The organism is Nocardia yunnanensis, from assembly GCF_003626895.1.
GTDB lineage: Bacteria > Actinomycetota > Actinomycetes > Mycobacteriales > Mycobacteriaceae > Nocardia > Nocardia yunnanensis.
This window is the reverse complement of record NZ_CP032568.1, coordinates 995,859-1,016,252: the sequence shown is the minus strand read 5'-3', so window position 1 is coordinate 1,016,252 and position 20,394 is coordinate 995,859. Positions and strand designations below refer to the sequence as shown.

At 67.0% G+C, this 20,394-nt stretch carries 21 protein-coding genes; 4 read left to right on the top strand and 17 right to left on the bottom strand.

Annotated features, from left to right (window positions below):
* Positions 1-12: 12 nt before the first annotated feature.
* The 12 genes from D7D52_RS04815 to D7D52_RS04760 form a co-directional block, all read right to left on the bottom strand.
* Positions 13-501, bottom strand: a complete 489-nt coding sequence (locus D7D52_RS04815; protein ID WP_120735233.1) for a h domain protein — start codon at positions 499-501, stop codon at positions 13-15.
* The gene (locus D7D52_RS37550) at positions 498-1,379 is read right to left on the bottom strand and encodes a hypothetical protein (protein WP_162958161.1); all 882 of its coding nucleotides are present in this window, start codon (positions 1,377-1,379) and stop codon (positions 498-500) included. Before D7D52_RS37550 ends, D7D52_RS04815 begins: the two co-directional genes overlap by 4 nt.
* Positions 1,376-2,785 (bottom strand): MCE family protein, encoded by a 1,410-nt coding sequence (locus D7D52_RS04805; RefSeq protein ID WP_120735232.1) that lies wholly within the window; start codon positions 2,783-2,785, stop codon positions 1,376-1,378. The genes D7D52_RS37550 and D7D52_RS04805 overlap by 4 nt, the downstream gene beginning before the upstream one ends.
* Positions 2,782-4,017 (bottom strand): MCE family protein, encoded by a 1,236-nt coding sequence (locus tag D7D52_RS04800; RefSeq protein ID WP_120735231.1) that lies wholly within the window; start codon positions 4,015-4,017, stop codon positions 2,782-2,784. Before D7D52_RS04800 ends, D7D52_RS04805 begins: the two co-directional genes overlap by 4 nt.
* A complete protein-coding gene (locus D7D52_RS04795) occupies positions 4,014-5,264 on the bottom strand; it encodes an MCE family protein (RefSeq protein WP_120735230.1) in 1,251 nt (416 codons plus the stop codon). Before D7D52_RS04795 ends, D7D52_RS04800 begins: the two co-directional genes overlap by 4 nt.
* Positions 5,261-6,322, bottom strand: a complete 1,062-nt coding sequence (locus tag D7D52_RS04790; RefSeq protein ID WP_120735229.1) for an MCE family protein — start codon at positions 6,320-6,322, stop codon at positions 5,261-5,263. Before D7D52_RS04790 ends, D7D52_RS04795 begins: the two co-directional genes overlap by 4 nt.
* Entirely contained in the window at positions 6,319-7,347 is a 1,029-nt protein-coding gene (locus D7D52_RS04785) for an MCE family protein (RefSeq protein WP_120735228.1), read from the bottom strand. Before D7D52_RS04785 ends, D7D52_RS04790 begins: the two co-directional genes overlap by 4 nt.
* Positions 7,344-8,477 (bottom strand): MCE family protein, encoded by a 1,134-nt coding sequence (locus tag D7D52_RS04780; protein ID WP_246023954.1) that lies wholly within the window; start codon positions 8,475-8,477, stop codon positions 7,344-7,346. The genes D7D52_RS04785 and D7D52_RS04780 overlap by 4 nt, the downstream gene beginning before the upstream one ends.
* A gap of 126 nt (positions 8,478-8,603) precedes the next feature.
* Positions 8,604-9,455, bottom strand: coding sequence for an MlaE family ABC transporter permease (locus D7D52_RS04775; RefSeq protein WP_120735226.1), 852 nt, complete (start codon positions 9,453-9,455; stop codon positions 8,604-8,606).
* A 4-nt stretch (positions 9,456-9,459) separates the two neighbouring features.
* Entirely contained in the window at positions 9,460-10,224 is a 765-nt protein-coding gene (locus D7D52_RS04770) for an MlaE family ABC transporter permease (protein WP_120735225.1), read from the bottom strand.
* Positions 10,225-10,547: 323 nt separating this feature from the next.
* Positions 10,548-11,450, bottom strand: coding sequence for a 3-oxoacyl-ACP reductase (locus D7D52_RS04765; RefSeq protein ID WP_120735224.1), 903 nt, complete (start codon positions 11,448-11,450; stop codon positions 10,548-10,550).
* A gap of 45 nt (positions 11,451-11,495) precedes the next feature.
* The gene (locus tag D7D52_RS04760; RefSeq protein WP_040803134.1) at positions 11,496-11,684 is read right to left on the bottom strand and encodes a ferredoxin; all 189 of its coding nucleotides are present in this window, start codon (positions 11,682-11,684) and stop codon (positions 11,496-11,498) included.
* 267 nt (positions 11,685-11,951) lie between these two features.
* On the opposite strand from D7D52_RS04760, the gene D7D52_RS04755 reads away from it, so the two are divergent.
* Positions 11,952-13,145 (top strand): acyl-CoA dehydrogenase family protein, encoded by a 1,194-nt coding sequence (locus tag D7D52_RS04755; protein ID WP_120735223.1) that lies wholly within the window; start codon positions 11,952-11,954, stop codon positions 13,143-13,145.
* A gap of 23 nt (positions 13,146-13,168) precedes the next feature.
* Positions 13,169-14,293, top strand: coding sequence for an acyl-CoA dehydrogenase family protein (locus D7D52_RS04750; protein ID WP_120735222.1), 1,125 nt, complete (start codon positions 13,169-13,171; stop codon positions 14,291-14,293).
* Positions 14,294-14,400: 107 nt separating this feature from the next.
* Here D7D52_RS04750 and D7D52_RS04745 read toward each other — a convergent pair whose 3' ends face one another.
* Both D7D52_RS04745 and D7D52_RS04740 read right to left on the bottom strand, forming a co-directional pair.
* Positions 14,401-15,096, bottom strand: a complete 696-nt coding sequence (locus D7D52_RS04745) for a maleylpyruvate isomerase family mycothiol-dependent enzyme (RefSeq protein WP_120735221.1) — start codon at positions 15,094-15,096, stop codon at positions 14,401-14,403.
* 93 nt (positions 15,097-15,189) lie between these two features.
* Positions 15,190-16,386, bottom strand: coding sequence for a glycosyltransferase (locus D7D52_RS04740; protein ID WP_120735220.1), 1,197 nt, complete (start codon positions 16,384-16,386; stop codon positions 15,190-15,192).
* Positions 16,387-16,513: 127 nt separating this feature from the next.
* On the opposite strand from D7D52_RS04740, the gene D7D52_RS04735 reads away from it, so the two are divergent.
* Positions 16,514-16,918, top strand: a complete 405-nt coding sequence (locus tag D7D52_RS04735) for a VOC family protein (protein WP_246023638.1) — start codon at positions 16,514-16,516, stop codon at positions 16,916-16,918.
* Between the two features lie 58 nt (positions 16,919-16,976).
* Positions 16,977-18,563 carry an acyl-CoA synthetase gene (locus D7D52_RS04730; RefSeq protein WP_120735218.1) on the top strand — a complete coding sequence of 529 codons (1,587 nt, stop codon included), beginning with the start codon at positions 16,977-16,979 and terminating at the stop codon, positions 18,561-18,563.
* A gap of 43 nt (positions 18,564-18,606) precedes the next feature.
* On the opposite strand, the gene D7D52_RS04725 is transcribed toward D7D52_RS04730, so the two are convergent.
* From D7D52_RS04725 to D7D52_RS04720, 3 genes are read right to left on the bottom strand one after another with little or no spacing between them, the layout of a single operon-like run.
* Positions 18,607-19,098, bottom strand: coding sequence for a helix-turn-helix transcriptional regulator (locus D7D52_RS04725; protein ID WP_162958160.1), 492 nt, complete (start codon positions 19,096-19,098; stop codon positions 18,607-18,609).
* Complete coding sequence (locus tag D7D52_RS37545) at positions 19,082-19,243, bottom strand: hypothetical protein (protein ID WP_162958159.1); 162 nt, start codon at positions 19,241-19,243, stop codon at positions 19,082-19,084. Before D7D52_RS37545 ends, D7D52_RS04725 begins: the two co-directional genes overlap by 17 nt.
* Before the next feature lie 25 nt (positions 19,244-19,268).
* Complete coding sequence (locus D7D52_RS04720; protein ID WP_120735216.1) at positions 19,269-20,273, bottom strand: sigma-70 family RNA polymerase sigma factor; 1,005 nt, start codon at positions 20,271-20,273, stop codon at positions 19,269-19,271.
* Positions 20,274-20,394: the final 121 nt, after the last annotated feature.

Here is a 20,394-nt window from a genome sequence, read left to right as displayed (position 1 = left end):
TCAGGGAAAGACTCAGAGTGTCTTGATGTCCGAGATGAGCCAGTTGCCGCTCTTCTTGGTGAGCTCCACCTGCAGGCGGTCGCTCGTGATCGTCTCCTGGGGAGAATCGCTGCGGGTGAATCGCTGGTTCGCGACAACGAGGACGGTGGCGGAGTCACGGGTCGTCGCGATCACGCCGGCGGCGTGTACGACGGTCTGGACGGAGAGCTTCTTCTCCTTCGCCGTCGGGATGGCCTGGTCGTGGATCACCTTCAGATAGGAGTCCCGATAGCCGCTGGTCAGCTTGTCGGCGACCTTCGGCAGTGCGCTGTCGGCGGTGTCGAAATCGTAGGAGAACAATTCCTCGACGGTGTTCTGGGCGACCGCGACCGCGGAGGTCCGGTTCTGTTCGGCTTGCCGATCGGACCAGAATCGGTATCCGGTCAGCGATCCGACGGTCACGGCGGCGACGAACAGCAGTGCGGCGACGGCGATCAGCAGCGAGCGCTTGTCGAACTTCATGGCACCATCTCCAGAGACGAGGCGGACACGGTGCCGCCGGTGCGGGCCACGTGTACCCGGACGCGATAGTCCCGCTGCATCGGGCCGTTGGAGGCGGCGTTGGAGACCGTCTGCTGGGCCAGCAACAGCACGCTCGCGGAATCGGCGTCGTCGCTCTCGATCGCGGCGGCGACGACCTTGCCCGACGACTGCACCTTCAGCTGTTCGAAGAACTTCTTGATGTCGTCGCGGTTCTGCGAGAGATCGTCCTTGAGCCCACCGCCGGTGACCGACAGCAGGCGGTCGATGTCCGGGCCGCTGGAGGCGTCGCTGACGGTGACCATATTGATGTACGCCTGCTTGGCGACCTGGATGTACTCCGCGCGTCGATCGTTGAGGGCGTCCGCGCGGTGCTGGTGGTAGAAGAAGACGCCACCGGAGCCCAGCAAAACCAGGGTCGAGATCAGCGCGACGATCGCTGCAGCCGTGCCGAGCCGGCCGAGGGAGCTGGTCAGCCGCCTGATCCGCGACTTCGGCGCATCGTCTCCGGCCGAGTCCTCGGCCTCGTCCGATGTCGCGTCGAGGGCCGGTTCACCGACCACCACCGCCGACTCGCCCGCGGGGACGGCCTCGGAATCCACGGCAGCGGTGCCGACTTCGGCAGCCGCCTCGGTGCCGGTCTCCGCAACCTCGGCGACCGCGAGCTCGACGGCGGCGGGTTCGACGGCGGCGGGTTCGACGGCGGCGGGTTCGTCGGCGGCGGGAGCCTCGGCATCAACGGCCGAGGGGACGACCGTCTCCTTGACCTCGATCCCGGTGCGCTCGTCCTCAGCGGGCGGCCCGGCTTGCCGAACGACGCGCCGCCGACTGCGATTTCGGCTTGCTGGGTTTTCGCTCACGGTGCTGGCTCCTGAAGCAGATCTTGCCAACCCGACGGCACTTTGGGGGTGCCATCTGCGTTGACGTTCCCCTGACGGTACACGCGCCCGTCGGGTCCGACGAAGGTGCCGGTTTTCGGATCCGAATGCGCGATGAACGGCGCGCTCTGGTTACCGAGGAGCTTATCGATCGGCTGGCCGTTGTTGTCGACCGGACGCGGAGCGCCGAAGGGCGGGTTGTCGCCCTCGGGCACATAGCCATTGGGGTCGCGGCACAGTTCGGGAGACGGGGCGCGCTTGCCCGGAACTTCCATGCACGGGGTATTGCGAATGCCGCGCACCGCCTCCTTGGCGTTCTGCGCCACCTTGCAGAAGAGGTTGTCGGGTGTGTCGGCCGGACTGAGATCCGCGGGCGAGCGCCGCTGATCGGCCGGCAGGAAGCCGGTGGTGCACCCGGGCGGGTCGTTGAGCCCGAGCATGAAGTCGACCATGGCGCCGTACTCGACCGGTCCGCGAATCGAGGTCAGGAGCGCCGAGAGCAGCGGCGGGTAGATGACCAGGATCTGTTCGAGACCGGAGTGGTAGGTCACCCCGACCTGTCCGACGCTCACCATATTGGCGAGCAGGATCGGCAGTGTCGGCTTCAGATCCTGGAAGGTCTTGTTGACCGTCTGGATGGTGGCCGGAGTGTTCTGCAGGATCGACTTCAGCGCCGGATCATGCTGGCGCAGTTGGTCGGTGACGGTGGCCAGGTCCTGGGTCCACTCCCGGATCGAGCCCGCGGACTGGTTCTGCGTGTCCAGCAGCGGGCCGATCTTGTCGAGCAGGTCCTTGGTCGGCGCGGTGTTGTCCTTGGCCGCCTGCACCAGCAGCGAGGCGGAGTCGAGCATCCGCTGCAGATCCGGACCGGCGCCGTTGAAGGCGACGAAGGAGTCGTTGATGACCTCGGCGAGCTTGGTGCCGGCCACGGTGGACAGCAGCCGGTCGGCTTGATCGAGCATGTCGCCGACGTCCTGCGGAAGCTTGGTGCGCTCCACCGGGATCACCGAACCGTCGTGCAGATTGCCACCGGCGGGCGCGTCGGCGGGCACCAGATCGACGTACTGCTCACCGATCGCCGAGACGCTCTTCACGTACGCCTCGACATCGGCGGGGATCTTGAAGCCGCTTTCGATGGACAGCTTGGCGTCGACCCCGGCCGGGGTGAGCGTGACCGCCTTGACCTTTCCGACATTGGTGCCTCGATAGGACACATTCGCCGTCTCGTAGAGGCCGCCGGTGGCCGCCAGCTGAACCGTCACCCCGTAGCGTCCGATGCCGAACATGGCCGGCAACTTCACATAGTTGCCGCCCATGACGGACAGGCCGATCACGGTCAGCACCGAGAAGATGGCCAGCTGGACTTTGACGAATTTGGAGAGCTTCATCGCCCGCCGTCCCCCTGCTGCGTGTTCGGCACGGTGAGCCCCGGAATCGCGGGCAGGCCCGGAATCGGCGGCAGCCCTGGGATGGTCGGGGTCGGTGACTGCGACTGCGCCGGCGGCTTGAGCGGATCCGAGAGCGGATCACCCTTGCCGAGCGCCGTCGGGGGTATCCCGTAGCCCAGCGTGGCCTGGGCGCCGCCCAGCGACCCGCCCGCCGGGGTGCCCGTCAGCCAGTTCGAATCCAGCCGTGCGCCAGTGAGATCGACGGTCATCCACAGGTTCATGTAGTCGCCCTTGATGACCTTGTCGATGTTCTTGATCGGGAACGGGAAGGTCAGCAGCCACTGCAGCGAGTCGGCCAGTTTGCCACCGGTATCGGCCAGCGACTTCAGCGCCGGCTGCAGGTTGGCGAGGTCGGCCTTCAGGTTGTCGCCGCCCTGGTCGATGATCCGTTGCACCACATCGCTCAGATCCCCCAGGGAGGTAATGGCTTTGGTGATGTTCTCGCGACGGTCCGCGAGCACGGTCAGGGCCGGATGGATGTTCGTGATGGCGGCCGTGACATCGTCCTTCTGCTGCGCCAGCACGCCCGCGAAACGATCGAGCCCACTCATGGCCGCGATGATGTCGCCGGTCTGCTGATCGAGCGTGGTCGTCAGCTGATTCAGCTGCGGCAGCAGATCCCGGATCGCGTCGGTGCGGCCCTTGAAGGTGGCGTCGAGTTCCCGGGTGATGGTTTCCACCTGGGAGATGCCGCCGCCGTTGAGCACGACCGACAGTGAGGACAACGTCTGCTCGGTGGTGGGGTACGCGCCCGCCCGATCGAGCGGAATGACGTCCCCGTCCTTCAGCCTGCCCTGAGCCGCGGTATCGGTCGGCGCGGCCAGCTCGACGTGATTGCTGCCCAGCAGACTGGTCTGACCGATGCGCGCAATGGCATTGGCCGGCAGGTTGACACCCTTGTTCAGGCCCACGGTGACGACCGCGTGCCAGTTCTCGAGCTCGATCTTGGTGACGCTGCCGACGGTCACGTCGTTCACCATGACCGGCGAATTACGGGTCAGCATGGTCACATTCGGCATCTCGATGCGGACCTGCCAGGCGCCGTCCCCGGTGCCGGCGGCGCCGGGCATCGAGACGGTGTTCAGGCCGTCCCATTCGCATCCGCTGACACCGAGCAGGGCGGTCAGGCCGATCGCCACGCTCGCGACGCGAATTCGCCTGCGGCTCATCATCGTCCACCTCCGGAAAGCAGCAGGTCGGGCAGCGATTGCGGCGACGGCGCGGACACCGGTCCCGCGGCCGGAGCCTGGTTGGCCAGATCAGGCGTGCTGTAGGTGAGCTGCTGCGGGAAGGCGTTCTGTTCCGTCGCCGGATTCAGCAGCAGCGGAGGGTAATTCATCATGAGCGAGTTGAGGACCGGGCCCAGATACTGCTTGCACAGCTCCGCGCTCTTGTCGGCCTGATTGGCGCCGACCGCCTCGACGGCACCGCACAGGAACGCGATGGGATTGCCGAAGTTCGGCGCGGACAGGGCTCCGGTCAGGGTGCCCTGGGCGGGCTTGTAGAGCTGATAGAAGTTCGCCAGCGCGGTCGGACCGGAGTGCATGATCTTCTCGAGTTCGGGCCGTTTGTCGGCGAGCACCTGGGTGGCGTCCGACAGCCGTTGCACGCTCTCGGTCAGCGCGCCGCCGCGCTCGTCCAGGAACCGCTTCACATCGGCGATCGCGGAATCCAGATTGTCCAGCCCGCTGCCCAGATCGGTGGAGACGTTCGCGAGAACCGAGGACACCGAGGCCAATCGGCCACCGAACTGCACGATCTGATCGTTCGATTTGGACAGCACGTCGACGAACTGCTGCAGATTGCGGATGGTGCCGAAGAGATCGGTCCGGCCGTCGGACAGGGTCGTCAGCGTGCTGGACAACTCCTTGAGCGTGTCCCGGAACGCCTGGGCATTGCCATTGCCGAGATTCGCGGCGGCGGTGTCGATGACGCGACCGAAGGAGCCTTGCTTGTCCTCACCGATCGGGCCGAGGGCCTTGGACAGTTTGGTCAGTTCCGCCTTGATGTCGTCCCACTCCACCGGCACCGCGGTGTGTTCGATCGGAATGGACGCGCCGTCGGCCATTTTCGCGCCGCCGGTGTACGCGGGCGCGAGCTGAATGAAGCGCGCCGACACCAGGGACGGCGAGATGATCACGGCCTTGGCGTCGGACGGCAGATCGATGCCCCGGTCGACGGTGAGCTTCACCGTCACCCGGTCCTTGCCGGGCTGGATCGAATCGATCCGGCCGACCCGGACTCCGAGTACCCGCACCTCGTCACCGGCGTAGAGCCCGGCGGTCGACGGGAAGTACGCGGTGATGTGCTTCTTGCCGATGTCGGACACGAGTCCGTAGACCAGCCATCCGGCGACCACGACCACGAGTGCGGCGGCGACCAGGCGCGCCCAGCGGGGCGCCTTGCGTAGTGCGTTCATCGCGGCGCTCCCGGGGTCGCGGGCTGAATGGTGATCCCCCCGTTGAGATACGCCTGCAGCGAATCGGGGAGGTGCTGCGGCCAGACCATGGCGTCGACCAGCGTTTGCACCATGGGCGAGTCCACATTGGACAGGTACGCCTGGAAGTACGGTCCACTGCCGACCTGTTCGCCCAGCGCGGCCTCGAAGGGGCCGAGCTCGGTCAGCGCCTTGCCGATGTTGTCCTTGTTGGTCTGGAGCAGATTCAGCACCGAATTCAATTTGTCCAGGGTCGGTTTCAGCTGTTCCTCGTTGTCCTTGACGAACCCGGACAGCTGCGTGGCCAGGCCGTTGACGTACACGATCAACTGACTGATCGCGGTCCGGCGGGCGTCGAGCTCACCGAGCAGCGAATTGCCGTCGACGAGCAGCGAATTGATCTGCACCGCACGGTCACCCAGTACCTTGGTGACGTTCTGCGCGTGCGAGAGCAGATCGGTGAGCGCCTTGTCCCGGTTGTTCAGGCTGCGGGAGAGCTGGGTGATGCCGTCCAGCGCCGAGCGCAGCGGTCCGGGCGTATCGGTGAACGCCTCCGACAGCGTGTCCAGCGTCTTGTTGATCTGATCGGTGTCGAGGCCCTTCACGGTGGTGGCCAGATCGCCGAGAGCGTCGTTGAGCGAATACGGAGAGGTGGTGCGGTCCAAGGGGATCGCGTCTCCCGCGTGGATCGCGCCGTCGCCGGTAGGCAGCAGTTCGAGCGATTTACGCCCCAGCAGCGTATTGGTCTTGATGGCCGCGGAGGTCTTGACGCCCAGCACGATCGACTCGTCCAGCGTGAAGCGCACCTTGACCTTCGCGCCGTCCAGCTTCACGGCTTCGACCCGGCCGGAACGAACACCGGCCACCTGCACCGGATCCCCGGGCAGCAGACCGCCCGCGTCAGCGAAGTAGGCGTTGAATTCGGCGCCCGAGCGAATGAAGGGCAGGCGATCGAACTGCAGTGAGGCCAGGCAGACCGTCACCGCCAGCACGATGCCGATCACGCCGACATTGATCAATGGGGAACGTTGCTCGCTCATTCGGCACACCTCCCGGTGTGCTGACCACCGATGAAGTTGACCTGCTGGGTCTTGCCGTCGGGGCCGTCGACGAGGAAGTTCGCACCGCAGACGAACATATTCAGGAACGAGCCGTAGGAGCCGATGCGAATCAGCTTCTTGTAGGTCTCGGGCAGCATGTTCAGCACGTTCTGGATGTCGTCCTTCTTGTCGTCCAGATTCGTGGAGAGCCGGCCGAGCTGGTCGATGTTCCCCTTCAGATCCGGGCGCACCTGTTGCAACAGCGTCGTGAGATCACCGGTGGCGCCGGCCAGGCGGGGCAGCGCGTCACCGATCGGATCCTTGTCCGCGGCAAGGCCGCTGACCAGGCGCTGCAATTCGTTGAGCGTGGTCGCGAAGTCCGCGTTGCGATCGTCGATCGTGGCCAGCACCGTCTTCAGGTTCTCGATCACGCTGCCGATCAACGCGTCCCGGTCGCCCAGCGTCTTGCTGAAGGAGCCGCCGCTGTTGAGCAGCGAGACCAGCGTGCCGCCCTGGCCCTGGAAGACCTGCAGCAGCGCACCGGTCAGGTCGTTGACCTGTTCCGGGTTCAGGCCGCGCAGCAAGGGTTTGAACCCGCCGAGCAGCATGTCGAGATCCAGTGCGGGCTTGGTCTGCTCGACATGGATCGTCGCGCCCTGGTCGAGCGCCTGCGCGGATCCGGGCCCGTCCATCAGTTCCAGATAGCGGTCACCGGTGAGGTTCTCGTAGCGGATGGCCGCATTGGTGCTGCGGTAGATCCGGTACTGGTGGTCGATATCGAAGTCGATGTGGGCCAGATGGTCCTTGCCGACGTACGCCCTCGACACCGAACCGACCGGGACGCCGGCGATGCGCACCTTCGCGCCCGGCAGGATCCCGGACGAGCTGGTGAAGATCGCGTGGTAGCCGGTCGAGCGCGCGAACCGCATCTGGCTGAAGATCACGCCGAGGCCGGCCAGGATCAACACCATGACGAGCGTGAAGATCGACAGTTTCACGGTGCTCGCGTGAAGTTTGAACCTCATGGGTTGGGCACCCCCGGCATTCCGGCGAACAGCAACTGGAACACCTTGGGGCCGTTGAGATGTGTGCTCGTCGACGGCGTCCACACCTCACCCTCCGAGGTGTCGGTGACGAGATAGTTGGCATGGCTGCCCGGCACACGGTCGAGGATGTTCTCGCAATGCGGGCCACCTGTGGCGTTCACCTTCGGCAAGTCCTTCGGGTACTCGTACGGGGTGCCGCCCGGCTGCAGGCCGGCGTTCAACGTCACCCAGGGGGCGTCGCCGCCGAAGATGCGGTTGCCGACCGGCAGCGCGTCGGCCGATCCGACGACGAGGCAGTACAGCGCGGGGTTGTACTCGTTGAGCAGTTGGGTGGTGGGCCGCAACAGATCCAATGCGGTGACCAGCTGCTGCTGGTTGTCCTTGAGCACGCCGCCGGTCTGGTCGTCGAGCCCGACGACGTCGAGCAGCACCCGATCGAAGTTGGCCTTCTCGTCGGTGATCGTCTTGCCCGTGACCTCCACATTTCCGGTGGTGTGCAACAGGTCCGGCATGGTATCGGCGTAGAGGTTGGTGACGCCGACCGACGTCCGCAGGTCACGCTGCAGGTCGGGCAGACTCGGGTTGATGTCGCGCAGGTATTCGTCGCTGTTGACCAGCAGCTGCCCGATCTTGTCGCCCCGCCCGTCGAGCGCCTGACCGAGCGCGGTCAGGGTGGCGTTCAACTTCTCCGGCTGGACCTTCGCGAGCACATCGTTGAGATGCTGGAACAGCGTGTTGAATTCGACGGTTACCGAACCGGCCTGAACGACCGCCCCGGCCGCGAGCGAATCGGACGACGGATTCCGCGGCTCGACGAAGTTGATGTACTTGGCGCCGAACACGGTCGTCGAATTGATGTCGACGGTGGCGTTGGCGGGCACCATCTTCAACTTGTCCGCGTCGACGGCCAGTTCGATGCGCGCGCCGTCGGCGGTGTCGGTGATCCCGGAGACCCGGCCGATCTCGACACCGCGAATCTTGACCTTGGCGTCCTTGTCCATGACCAGGCCGGCGCGCGGTGACGCGACGGTGACCTTGACCGTGTCGTCGAAGCCGCCGGCGAAGGTCACCAGGCAGATCACGACGGCCGCGACCAGCGCGAGCACCATGCCCAGACCGGCCAGCCGAATCACCCACCCCTGTTCGAGATAGTGCTTCGGCCTTGGTTTCTGGACGAATGGCGAGCCGATCGGGCTCACCATTCCACCTTGCTGTTGGACCATGTCGTCCCGCCCCTACCCGGAGAGATGGAAATTGCCGGAGGTGCCGTAGATGGCCAGCGACATCAGCAGCGTCACCGAGACGACTGCGATCAGCGAGGCCCGCACCGCATTACCTACCGCCACGCCGACGCCGACCGGTCCGCCCGCGGCGTGATAGCCGTAGTAGGTGTGGATGAGCATGACCGCCATGGCCATGATGATCGCCTGTGCGAAGGACCAGAGAATGTCGCTGGGGATGAGGAAGGTCGAGAAGTAGTGGTCGTACACACCGCCCGATTGGCCGTAGATCACCACGGTCGCAAAGCGACTCGCGATGAACGACGCGATCACCGCCAGTGAGTACAGCGGGACGATGGCGATGATGCCCGCCAGCATGCGGGTGCCCACCAGGAACGGGACCGGCCGGATGGCCATCACCTCGAGGGCGTCGATCTCTTCGGAGACGCGCATGGCACCCAATTGTGCCGTGGTGCCCGCGCCCAGCGTCGCCGCCAGGCCGATGCCCGAAATAACCGGCGCCGCGATACGAACATTGATGAAGGCCGCGAAGAAGCCGGTCAGGGCCTCGACGCCGATATTGCCGAGCGAGCTGTAGCCCTGCACCGCGATGGTGCCGCCCGCGGCCAGGGTCAGGAAGCCGACGATGATGACGGTGCCGCCGATGACGGCCAACGCGCCTGTGCCCATCGAGATCTCGGCGATCAGCCGGATGGTTTCGGTGCGGTAGTGCACCAGCGCCTTGGGCACCGACGCGATCGACCGCGCGTAGAACACCGCATGCTTGCCGACCGAATCGAGCGCCTCGGTGAAGCGTCGAAAGCGCTTGGTCACCTTGGGAAAACGAGACTGGATCACAAATGCCATATGATCACCGCGCCGCGAACTTGATGCTGATCGCGGTCATCACGACGTTGATGACGAACAGTGCCATGAAGGCGAAGACGACGGTCTGATTGACCGCGTCACCGACGCTCTTGGGACCGCCTTTGACGTTCAGCCCCAGGTAGCAGGCGACCAGTCCGGCCACGAGACCGAACAGCATGGCCTTCACCTCGGAGATGACGAGCTCCGGCAGGTGGGTCAGCAGGGTGATGCCGTTGACGAAGGCGCCGGGGTTGACCCCCTGCAGGTAGACCGAGAAGACGAAGCCGCCCAGGATGCCGATCGCGGACACCAGGCCGTTGAGCAGGAAGGCCACGAACATCGAGGCCAGCACTCGCGGCACCACCAGGCGGTGCACCGGATCGATGCCGAGCACCTTCATCGCGTCGATCTCTTCGCGGATGGTGCGTGCGCCCAGATCCGCGCAGATGGCCGTCGCGCCCGCGCCGGCGACGATGAGCACCGTGACCATCGGGCCGATCTGCGTGATGGCGCCGAAGGCCGCGCCCGCGCCGGAAAGGTCGGCCGCTCCGATCTCTCGCAAAAGAATGTTCAGAGTGAAAACCACGAGCACGGTGAACGGAATGGCCACCATCAGCGTGGGAAACATGGAGACTCTGGCGACGAACCAGGCCTGGTCGATGAATTCCCGTCGCTGGAACGGGGGCCGTACCACGGCGCGGGCTACTGCACCGGCGAGTTCGAAGAACCCTCCGACCGCCCGCAGCGGTACGGCAAGGACTTCATTCATTCTCGCTATTCCTCCTGCCCCTGCCTAGCGATAGCAACCGAGATCTGAATGTGATCTCGGTCCCGCTCGAAGATTAGAACACGTTCTCATACGGTTCGGGAAGGTTTCAACGGTTTGAACTGGCGTTCTTTCTGAACTGGTGACCAGTTTCGAGAACGTGTTCATGCCAGCCTAACCGTCATGGGTGCGCGACAGTGTGAGCCGACACACATAGTTGATCCCCATTCCTACCAACGATCGATCCCGTGATCAACCGCAGCGCCGGAGGCGGGCGCGTGTCTGCGAAAACTCACAGCCTCCGGCGGGGATTACTGAGGTGACCCTCAGCCCAGATCCTTGAGTGAGGAAGCGGAAAACGAAGCGTCCGAACCGCGTTCGGCGAAATAGCCGCCCAGGCTCGCGGCGAGGCCCTCGCGGGTCCATTCACCCTCGGCGTCGAAGCGCTGTTCGACCACGGGCGCGGCCATCAGGACCACCATCGGGCCGTAGACGACGAACAGCTGGCCGGTGATGGCCTCGGCGGCCGGGGAGGCCAGGTAGGCGACCAGACGCGCGACATGATCGGGCGAGAGCGGATCGGGGCCCTCGTCGGGAGCCGCGGAGAAGACCTTCTCGGTCATGGCGGTGCGGGCGCGCGGCGCGATGGCGTTGGCGCGCACGCCGACGCTCTCCAGCGCGCGGGCCGCGGACAGGGTCAGCGCGGTGATACCGGCCTTGGCCGCACCGTAATTGGCCTGCCCGGCCGGGCCGAGCAGACCGGCCTCCGAGGAGGTGTTGACGATCCGGCCGTAGACCGGCGCGCCCGTCTCCTTGTACTTACCGCGCCAATACGCGGCGGCATTGCGGGTCAGCAGGAAGTGCCCGCGCAGATGGACCGCGACGACCGCGTCGAAATCCTCGTCGGACATGTTGAACAGCATCTTGTCCCGCGTGATCCCGGCATTGTTGACCACGATGTCCAGTCCGCCGAAGGTCTCCTCGGCGGTCCGGATCAGCGCGTCGGCGGTGGCTCGTTCGGCGATACTGCCGGCGACGAATTCGGCCTTCGCGCCCAGCGCCCGGATGTCGGCGAGGGTCGCGCTCACCGCGTCGTTCTCGGTCAGGTCGTTGACGATGACCGAGGCGCCGGCCCGGGCCAGCTCCAGGGCCTCGGCGCGGCCCAGCCCGGCGCCCGCGCCGGTGACGATGGCAACCCGGCCGGAAAGACTTACATCAGAAGCACTCACGCGGCCGACTCTAGAACGTGTTCCACGCGCCGGGCAAGCATGCGCTCAGACCAGCTTCAGCGCGGCCTTCGGGCACTGCGCCACGGCCGACTCGATATCGCGGCGGTTGGCCTCGGTGACCTCGGCCTCGTTGACGAACAGGTTGTCGTCGTCATCGAGATCAAAGACGTCAGGGGCGATTCCGACGCAGATTCCATTGGCCTCGCACTGGTCGAAGTCGACGATGACCTTCATGTTTCTCTCCTTGTCCACAGGTTGTTCCCGAGCCTAACAAGCGTGCCTCGAATTCGTCAGGCATCAGGCCCGACATCCGGGTCATACTGGAACAAGTTTCAGTGGATATGCCATGATCGCCTCGACACCGACGGTTCGCGGCCCGTCTCGTTCTGGACTGAGCGGAGCGGGGGAGCGAAGCGGAGGAGCGGAGGGAGGGAAGAACGAGACCTCCAGGGCCGCGAACCCGCCGCGCCGCAGGCGCGGCAGAAAGGACACGGTACTGCTATGCGTATCGCCTACACGCCGCAACAGGAACAGCTGCGTGCCGAGCTACGTGACTATTTCACCAAGCTCATCACTCCCGAACGGCGGCAAGCGCTTTCGGCGCAGACCGGCGAATACGGCGAGGGCAATGTCTACCGCGAGGTCGTCGCCGAGATGGGTCGCGACGGATGGCTCGCGCTGGGCTGGCCCAAGGAGTACGGCGGGCAGGACCGGTCCACCATGGACCAGCTGATCTTCACCGACGAGGCCGCCATCGCCGGCGCCCCGGTGCCGTTCCTGACCATCAACTCGGTCGCGCCGACGATCATGCACTACGGCACCGAGGAGCAGAAGAAGTTCTTCCTGCCCAAGATCGCCGCCGGTGAACTGCACTTCGCCATCGGCTACTCCGAGCCGGGCGCGGGCACCGACCTGGCCTCGCTGCGCACCTCCGCGGTCCGCGACGGCGACGAGTGGGTGATCAACGGGCAGAAGATGTGGACCTCGCTGATCGCCTACGCCGACTACATCTGGCTGGCCGCCCGCACCGACCCGAACGCCAAGAAGCACAAGGGCATCTCGATGTTCATCGTGCCGACCACGGCCGAGGGCTTCTCCTGGACGCCGGTGCACACCATGGCCGGGCCCGACACCTCCGCCACCTACTACCAGGACGTCCGCGCCAAGGACTCCGACATGGTGGGCCCGGAGAACGGCGGCTGGGCGCTGGTCACCAACCAGCTCAACCACGAGCGGGTGGCGCTGACCTCCTCGGCGCCGCTGGCGCTGGCGGTCGCGCAGGTCACCGAGTGGGCGCGCAATACCAAGGCCGCCAACGGTTCTCGCGTCATCGACCAGGAATGGGTGCAAATCAGCCTGGCCCGCGTGCACGCCAAGGTCGAGTACCTGAAGCTGACCAACTGGGAGATCGCCTCGCGCGCCGATGCGGGCGGCGACGCCGCGCCGCGCCCGTGGGACGCCTCGGCCACCAAGGTGTACGGCACCGAACTGGCCACCGAGTCCTATCGCGCGCTGATGGAGATCCTCGGCCCGCAGGCCTACCTGCGCCAGGATTCGGCGGGCGCGCAGCTGCGCGGCCGGCTCGAGCGCATGCACCGCGCCTGCCTGATCCTCACCTTCGGCGGCGGCACCAACGAGGTGCAGCGCGACATCATCGCCATGACCGCCCTCAAGCAGCCCGCCGCCGCGCGCTAGATCTCGAAAGCTGGGTTCTCATCATGGATTTCACCCTTACCGAAGCGCAGCAGGATCTGGCCCGGCTCACCGCCGAGGTGACCGGGAAGCTGGTCACCGCCGACCGGCTGCGTGAACTCGACAAGAACGTCGCCGCCGACGGCGCTCCGACCGCCCGCTTCGATCAGCAGCTGTGGGCCTCGCTCGCCGAGACCGGCGTGCTCGCCGCGGCGCTGCCGGAAGCGGTGGGCGGCAGCGACTTCGGTGTGCTGGAGCAGGCCGCCATCCTGCGCGAGATCGGCAAGTCCGTCGCGCCGGTGCCGTACCTGTGGTCGATCGTGCTGGGCGCGGGCGCGCTCGCGCGGTACGGTTCCGCGCCGCAGCGCGAGCTGGCCGCCCAGGCTGCGACCGGCGAGGCCATCCTCACCGTCGCGCTGAGCGAGGAGCGCAACTGGGAGCTGGACAAGCCGGTCACCACCGCCATCGCCGGTAACGGCTGGCTGCTGACCGGCCTCAAGACCACGGTGCCCTTCGCCCGGCAGGCCGCGCGAATCCTGGTGTCCGCCAGCGTCGACGGCTCCCCCGCCGCCTTCCTGGTCGACCCCGCGCACCCGTCGGTGCGCGTCGAGGACCAGATCGTCACCGACCGCTCCCCGGAGGCCGAGGTCGAATTCTCCGGCACCCCGGCGGAATTGGTCGGCACCCTCGACCAGGGCGGCGAACTCTTGACCTGGCTGCTCGAGCGCGCCTGGCTGGGCCTGGCCGCCACTCAGCTCGGCGTGGTGGAGAAGGGCCTGGAACTGGTCGCCGACTACGCCCGCGAGCGCGAGCAGTTCAACCGCAAGATCGGCAGCTTCCAGGCCGTGGCGCAGCGGCTCGCCGACGCCTACATCGACGTCCAGGGTGTGCGGCTGGCCGTGCAGCAGGCGGCGTGGCGCTTGTCCGAAGGACTGCCGGCCGCGGCCGAGGTGCACACCGCCAAGTTCTGGGCCGCCGACGCGGGCCACCGGGTCGCCCACACCGTGGTGCACGTGCACGGCGGCGTCGGCATCGACCGCGACCACATCGTCAACCAGTACTTCACCGCCGCCAAGCACAACGAGTTCGCGCTCGGCGGCGCGACCGATCACCTGCGCGCGCTGGGCGCGCTGTTGAGCGATCCGGAGTAACGAGACTCGGCCGACCCTGCATCGCGGCCGACGGCGAGACGGTGGTCCCATACCGCCACCGTCTCGCCGTTTTTCCTTGTCCGCGAATTTCCTTGTCCACGAGCGGTTTACGGCACCAGCGGTCCGGCCAGCACGCCCGCGCCCTCGGCCCAGTTACCCTGCCAGCTCAGCGCCGCGTCCTCGAGGCTCTTGCGGCCCCACAGCGCCAGCAGCAGATCCGATGCGGTGCCGGAGATTTCGGCGACCGGGGCGCCCGGGCCGTAGGTCCAGTTGTCGCCGGTGTCGGTGGTGTGCACGCGGACCGCGGACCGCGGTTCCTTGGCCAGTCCGCGCTGAATCATGCGGTGCGCGAACATCTCGAACACCTCGGTGATCCCGTCGGCGGCCAGGTGCGGTTCGATCGCCTCGGCCGTCCCGAGCGCGTCCTGGCCGTCCCACAGGTGCATCAGGGTTTCCTGGGCGCGGCGGCGCTGCCAGAATCCGACCGTGCGCGGCATCAGGCTGGTGAAGGTCCAGGCCGGGGTGGCGGGATCGACCGACAGGGATTCGACGATGGCCTTCGCGCTCTGGTCGAACCAGGCCCGCAGCTCGACCGCGTTCGCGGGCGCCGGATCGCCGTGGTAGTCGCCGCGCCCCTCGGCGACGGCGGTCACCACCCACAGATTCCCCTGTCCGACATGGTCGGCGAGGTCGTAGAAGGTCCAGTCGCCGCAGCTGGGCACCGGTGCGGCCAGATCGGCCTCGGGCGTGATCAGCGCGCCGAACTCGGTCAGCTTCTCGCGCAAAACGGCCATGAAATCCATGCCGCTCACGCTAAACAGCCCAGACCTCCGGTGCCAGCCAGATCCGGCCCGCGACACGCGAAATTCGGCCAAATATTCGGTGCCGGTCGCCGCTCAGGATTCGAGTTCGCGCACCGAGAACAGCCGTTCCGCCACCGGGTCCGGATTGTCGGCCGACGGTTCCAGCTCGTGCAGCAGTGCCTCGCCGCGGGCGTCGCGGCGGATGGCGCGGCCCAGGTCGGCGGCCGCGCGATAGTAGGCCGGAGTGCGCAGCAGATGGCGCACGCCGCGAGCGATACGGGCCGGAGGCGCGGTGCGCGGCACGGTGATTCCGGCGTGGTGGGCACGCACCCGTGCGGCGTTGTCGGCGTGGTCGCGGCCGTGCGGGAGGACCAGCACCGGGAGATCCGCCGCGAACGCCTGCATGAGGGTGCCGTGCCCGCCGTGCGTGACGACCAGGCTGGCGTGCCGCATGATCGTGCGGTGCGAGGCGCCGCGCAGGACGGTCACATTCGGCGGGGCGTGGATCTCGGCCGGGTCGACGGCCGGTCCCGTGGTGATCACACCGCGCACCGGGAGCAGCGCCAGCGCCTCGGCAATCCTTTGCAGGCAATCGGTTTGGCGCTGGAAGGTGGTGGACAACGCCACCAGCACCAAGGGGTCACCGCCGTCGGTCTGGGTCCAGGCGGTGTCGGCCACCCAGTCCGGCTCGTCCAGGATGGGGCCGACCCAGCGCACCCCGTCCGGACCCTGTCCCGCGAAATCGAAAGCGGCACTGGACAACACCAGCTGGCGGCGGGCCAGCTGCGCCTGATCCTGATAGTGAGCCAGCCGTTCCAGCCCGAAGTCCGCGCGCAGGGCGTTCAGCCGGGGTAGCAGTTCCTCGTCCCAGCGCCGCTGCACCAGCGAGCCGACCACCCGGTCGCGCAGCCGGCCCACCGGTCCACGGGCGCGGGCGAAGCCGGTGCCCGGCGGCGGGCCGCCCTCCACCGGCAGCGGGTAGATGCCCGGCACGAGCACCGAGAACGGCACCTCGCAGGCTTGCGCGGCGACCATGGCTCCGAAGGCGAAGAAGGAGGCCAGCACCAGATCCGGTCGCTCGGCGTCGATTTCGTCGGCGGTGTCGCGGGCGTAACCGACACCCGCGCGCGGGCGCAGCCGCGCACCCGTCGCCGCCACCGCCCCGGCCAGGGACTCCTCGGCCAGGACGGTCACCCGATGTCCACGCCGCACCAGTCGCCGCACCACACCCAGCTCCGGCGGCACGGTACCGCCGCTTCCGGTGAGAGCGACCAGGTAGCTGTAGTTCATCAGGCACCTCCACCAGCCACTCTCGCACGACCGATGACTTTTCCGCATCCGCTTCGTCCTCACGGGTACATCGATGTACGCGCGATCCGACCGTAAAGAAGAGGGGCGAACCACCATGCCGAGCAAGATGGTCTTCATCAATTTGCCGGTGGCGGACCTGGACCGGTCGATGCGTTTCTACGAGGCCCTGGGCTGGAAGGTGAATCAGGACTTCACCGACGCCAATGCCGCCTGCATCGTGGTGGACGACAATATCTGCGTCATGCTGCTGACCCACGAGTTCTTCACCACCTTCGGCAGCCGTCCCGTCTCCGACACCCGTGCCACGGTCAGCGGGATCTACGCCCTCGCCCTGGCCGGTCCGGAGGAGGTGGACGACCTCACCGAAGCGGCGCTGCGCGCCGGCGGCACCGAGGAGGTCGACGCCGAACGCCGCGTCCAGGAGGCGCGAGCGGGCATGTACGGCCGCACCTTCCTCGACCTCGACGGCCACCAGTGGGAGTCGTTCTACATGGCCTACCCCCGCGCCTGACAACTTCCTGCCATCCGATGAACCCCCGCTTCACCCCCACGATCGTGAGGGTGAACTTATGGCTTTCCACGTGGCAGACCTTTTCGAGCACGCGGCCGACACCGTCCCGGACCGGATCGCGCTGATCTGCGAGCACCGCACCCTCACCTATCGCGAACTGGACGAGCGGGCCAACCGCCTCGCCCACCACCTGGCCGCCCGCGGCATCGGCGTCGGCGATCACGTCGGCGTCTACTCCCGCAATGGCGTCGAGGCCCTCGAGACGATGCTGGCGACCTACAAACTGCGCGCGGTCTCGGTGTGCGTGAATTACCGCTACGTGGCCGACGAGGTGCGCTACATCGTCGAGAACGCCGACCTGAAAGCGCTTGTCCACGAACCGGAATACGCCGCCGTCGTGGCCGAGGTCCGCGCCGCCGCCCCGGGCCTGACCGAAGTGCTCGCCATCGGCGCCGACTACGACGCGGCCCTCGCCGCCCACTCCCCCGCCCGCGACTTCGGCCCGCGCAGCGGCGACGACCTGTACATCCTCTACACCGGCGGCACCACCGGCATGCCCAAGGGCGTCATGTGGCGGCACGAGGATGTGTGGCGCGCACTCGGCGGCGGTATCAACCATGTCACCGGCGAATACGTCGGCGACGAATGGGAATTGGCGCGCAACGCCGCCGCCGCGCCGACCGGCATCGTGATGGCCCCGCTGTCCCCGCTCATTCACGGCGCCGCCCAGTGGGCCGCGTTCATCGCCCTGAACTCCGGCGGCACGGTGGTTTTCGTGCCGCGCTTCGACGCGGACGAGGTGTGGCGGGTGGTGGGACGCCACCGGGTCAATGTGCTCACCGTGGTCGGCGACGCCATGGCCAAACCGCTGCTCGACGCGTATCTCGCGGGGCGGTACGACGTTTCGTCGCTGTGGGCGCTCAGCAGCCACGCCGCGCTGTTCTCGCACTCGCTCAAACAGCAGTACGTCGAGCACTTCCCCGGAGTGTTCCTCACCGACGTGATCGGCTCGTCGGAAAGCGGTGGCACCGGATTGGCGGTGGTCACCAAGGATTCCGACCACACCCAAGGCCCGCGGGTGCGCTTCGGCGCGCAGACCGCCCTGCTCGACGACGACGGCAATCTGGTGCCGCCCCAACCGGGAGCCGTCGGCCGGATGGCGCGCACCGGGCATGTGCCGCTCGGCTATTACAAGGATCCGGAGAAATCCAAGACCATCTTCTTCGACGTGGACGGCAACCGCTATGTGGCCCCGGGTGATTACGCCCGCTACGAGGCCGACGGCACGGTCACCCTGCTCGGCCGCAGTTCGGAATCCATCAATACCGGCGGCGAGAAGGTGTTCCCGGAGGAGGTCGAGACGGCGTTGAAATCCCATCCGGAAGTCTTCGACGCCTTGGTGATCGGCATCCCGAACGAGCGCTTCGGTCAATCCGTGGCGGCCGTGGTGCAACCCCGCCCCGGCGCCACGCTCACCCTGACCGAATTGGACGCCCACGTCCGCACAAAGGTCGCGGGATACAAAGCGCCACGCGGCTATTGGCTGGTCGACACGGTCATGCGGCAGCCCAGCGGCAAGGCCAACTATCCCGCCGCCAAGCGCTACGCGGCCGAGCACGGCGCGGACATGCGGGTGCCGCGCTGAGTCGCGCGGCGGAGGCGTCCGCGACGCCCAGCGCAGGTGAAGCTCAGAGCAACCCGAGTTCCCGTACCCGCGCGCCCAGCTGGAATCGGGTGCTGACGTCGAAGCGGTCCATGAGCTGGGCGACGTAGCGGCGGTAGGTGCGCGGGGAGACACCCAGCGACCGCGCCGCGGTTTCGTCCTTGGCCCCGGCGGAAAGCTGCCCGAGCACCGCCCGCGCGACCTCGTCGAGGCCGGCGTCGCCCAATTCCAGGTGGTCGCGCAGCTGCCGTGCGGAATGCCAGGTGCGGACCGCGAATTGGTGGACCACGCTCAGCAGCGCAGGTTCCGCCACCAGGTAGCCGCGGGGCCCGGATCCTGGCACCTGCGACCACAGCGCCGCGCGCTGCCGGTCCACGATCAGCACATTGCAGATCTCCGCGTCGGTGACTCGGATGCGCGAGGCGACCGAGAACTGCCGCAGCACCGATTGCCGGCCGTGGGTGGCCACGTATGCGGAGGACAGCAGCAGGCGCACCTGTTTACCGGACTCGTGCAAGCGACCGAAAACCAGGTCGTCGGAACGATTCGGTCCGCGGCCGGACCGGGCGGCCGATGACCATGACGGCCTCGTGGCGCACGTCGGCGAGCATGCCGCGCAGGCCGCCCACCCATTTCTCGTCCGCGTGCAGTTCGACCGTCATCGCACCCCTCCCCCACGGCCCCAGCCTAATTCGGGCGTAGCTCCATGGGCAGGCCGAACAGGGGGAAGAGTTTTTCGGTGTCGAGGAAGAAGGTGAGGCCGGAGATTCGGTCGCCGTTCAATTCCAGGGTGGTGATCGACCACGGCAGCCAGACGTCGGGGTCGTCGCTGGGCTTGTAGTGGCCGAAGGCGGGCAGGCCGTTGGCGCCCGCCAGCGGCACCAGCCGCGAGTCGCGGCAGGCCTTGCCGGTGCCGAGCATGAAGGCGGCCACGTTCTCGGGGCCGGAGACCCACAGCGAGAACGGCGGCATGGACAGTGCCACATCGGCTTTCAGCAGTTCGGTGAGCGCGTCCATGTCGTAGGCCTCGAAGGCCTTGACGAAACCGTCGACGAGTTTGCGCTGCTCCTCGTTGCGCTCGTCGAAGACGTCGGAGACGGTGGACTTCTCCTGCACCTTCGACATGGTGGCGCGGGCGCGCTGCAAGGCGCTGTTCACCGAGGCCGGCGAGACATTGAGCATGTCGGCGGTCTCCCCCGCCGAGAACCGCAGCACCTCCCGCATGATCAGGATGGCGCGCTGGCTGGCGGGTAGATGCTGCACCGCGGCCACGAAGGCCAGCCGCAGCGTGTCCTTGGTGCTGGCGGCCTCCGCCGGGTCCGCGCCGAAGGCGAGCGCGTTCGGAATCGGTTCCACCCACACGTAATCCGGCTCGGGGGCGGGCAGGGTGGAGTCCGGGGTGGAGGGACCGTTGAGATCCATCGGCCGGGCCCGCCGCTGCGGACCGTCGAGCATGTCCAGGCAGACATTGGTCGCGATCTTGTACAGCCACGATCGCAGACTGGACCGGCCCTCGAACGAGTCGTAGGACTTCCACGCGCGGGTGAAAGTCTCCTGCACGGCGTCCTCGGCTTCGAAGGAGGACCCGAGCATTCGATACGCATAGGCGCACAGTTCCCGCCTATGCCCTTCGAAAGAGCGCAATACATCATCCGACATGGTGGCGGCGGATCTGGCGGCCTTCTCGCTCATGCCAGACAGCCTGGCACAGCCCACCGACAAGAAACAGTGCTCCGGGGCCGTGAAACTGCTCGTGCCCGCCTGCGCAGGCAGACGGGCACGGCATATGGGGTTGGATCGGCGTTCCCGCAGG

Excerpts from the sequence above, each read along its gene's own strand:
- D7D52_RS04740 (WP_120735220.1), bottom strand. The coding sequence starts at position 16,386 with ATGAACTACAGCTACCTGGTCGCTCTCACCGGAAGCGGCGGTACCGTG.
- D7D52_RS37545 (WP_162958159.1), bottom strand. The coding sequence starts at position 19,243 with ATGACGGTCGAACTGCACGCGGACGAGAAATGGGTGGGCGGCCTGCGC.
- D7D52_RS04790 (WP_120735229.1), bottom strand. The coding sequence starts at position 6,322 with ATGAGCGAGCAACGTTCCCCATTGATCAATGTCGGCGTGATCGGCATC.
- D7D52_RS04775 (WP_120735226.1), bottom strand. The coding sequence starts at position 9,455 with ATGGCATTTGTGATCCAGTCTCGTTTTCCCAAGGTGACCAAGCGCTTT.
- D7D52_RS04800 (WP_120735231.1), bottom strand. The coding sequence starts at position 4,017 with ATGATGAGCCGCAGGCGAATTCGCGTCGCGAGCGTGGCGATCGGCCTG.
- D7D52_RS04795 (WP_120735230.1), bottom strand. The coding sequence starts at position 5,264 with ATGAACGCACTACGCAAGGCGCCCCGCTGGGCGCGCCTGGTCGCCGCC.
- D7D52_RS04785 (WP_120735228.1), bottom strand. The coding sequence starts at position 7,347 with ATGAGGTTCAAACTTCACGCGAGCACCGTGAAACTGTCGATCTTCACG.
- D7D52_RS04755 (WP_120735223.1), top strand. The coding sequence starts at position 11,952 with ATGCGTATCGCCTACACGCCGCAACAGGAACAGCTGCGTGCCGAGCTA.
- D7D52_RS04735 (WP_246023638.1), top strand. The coding sequence starts at position 16,514 with ATGGTCTTCATCAATTTGCCGGTGGCGGACCTGGACCGGTCGATGCGT.
- D7D52_RS04750 (WP_120735222.1), top strand. The coding sequence starts at position 13,169 with ATGGATTTCACCCTTACCGAAGCGCAGCAGGATCTGGCCCGGCTCACC.
- D7D52_RS04770 (WP_120735225.1), bottom strand. The coding sequence starts at position 10,224 with ATGAATGAAGTCCTTGCCGTACCGCTGCGGGCGGTCGGAGGGTTCTTC.
- D7D52_RS04720 (WP_120735216.1), bottom strand. The coding sequence starts at position 20,273 with ATGAGCGAGAAGGCCGCCAGATCCGCCGCCACCATGTCGGATGATGTA.
- D7D52_RS04805 (WP_120735232.1), bottom strand. The coding sequence starts at position 2,785 with ATGAAGCTCTCCAAATTCGTCAAAGTCCAGCTGGCCATCTTCTCGGTG.
- D7D52_RS04745 (WP_120735221.1), bottom strand. The coding sequence starts at position 15,096 with ATGGATTTCATGGCCGTTTTGCGCGAGAAGCTGACCGAGTTCGGCGCG.
- D7D52_RS04815 (WP_120735233.1), bottom strand. The coding sequence starts at position 501 with ATGAAGTTCGACAAGCGCTCGCTGCTGATCGCCGTCGCCGCACTGCTG.
- D7D52_RS04760 (WP_040803134.1), bottom strand. The coding sequence starts at position 11,684 with ATGAAGGTCATCGTCGACTTCGACCAGTGCGAGGCCAATGGAATCTGC.
- D7D52_RS04780 (WP_246023954.1), bottom strand. The coding sequence starts at position 8,477 with ATGGTGCTCGCGCTGGTCGCGGCCGTCGTGATCTGCCTGGTGACCTTC.
- D7D52_RS04730 (WP_120735218.1), top strand. The coding sequence starts at position 16,977 with ATGGCTTTCCACGTGGCAGACCTTTTCGAGCACGCGGCCGACACCGTC.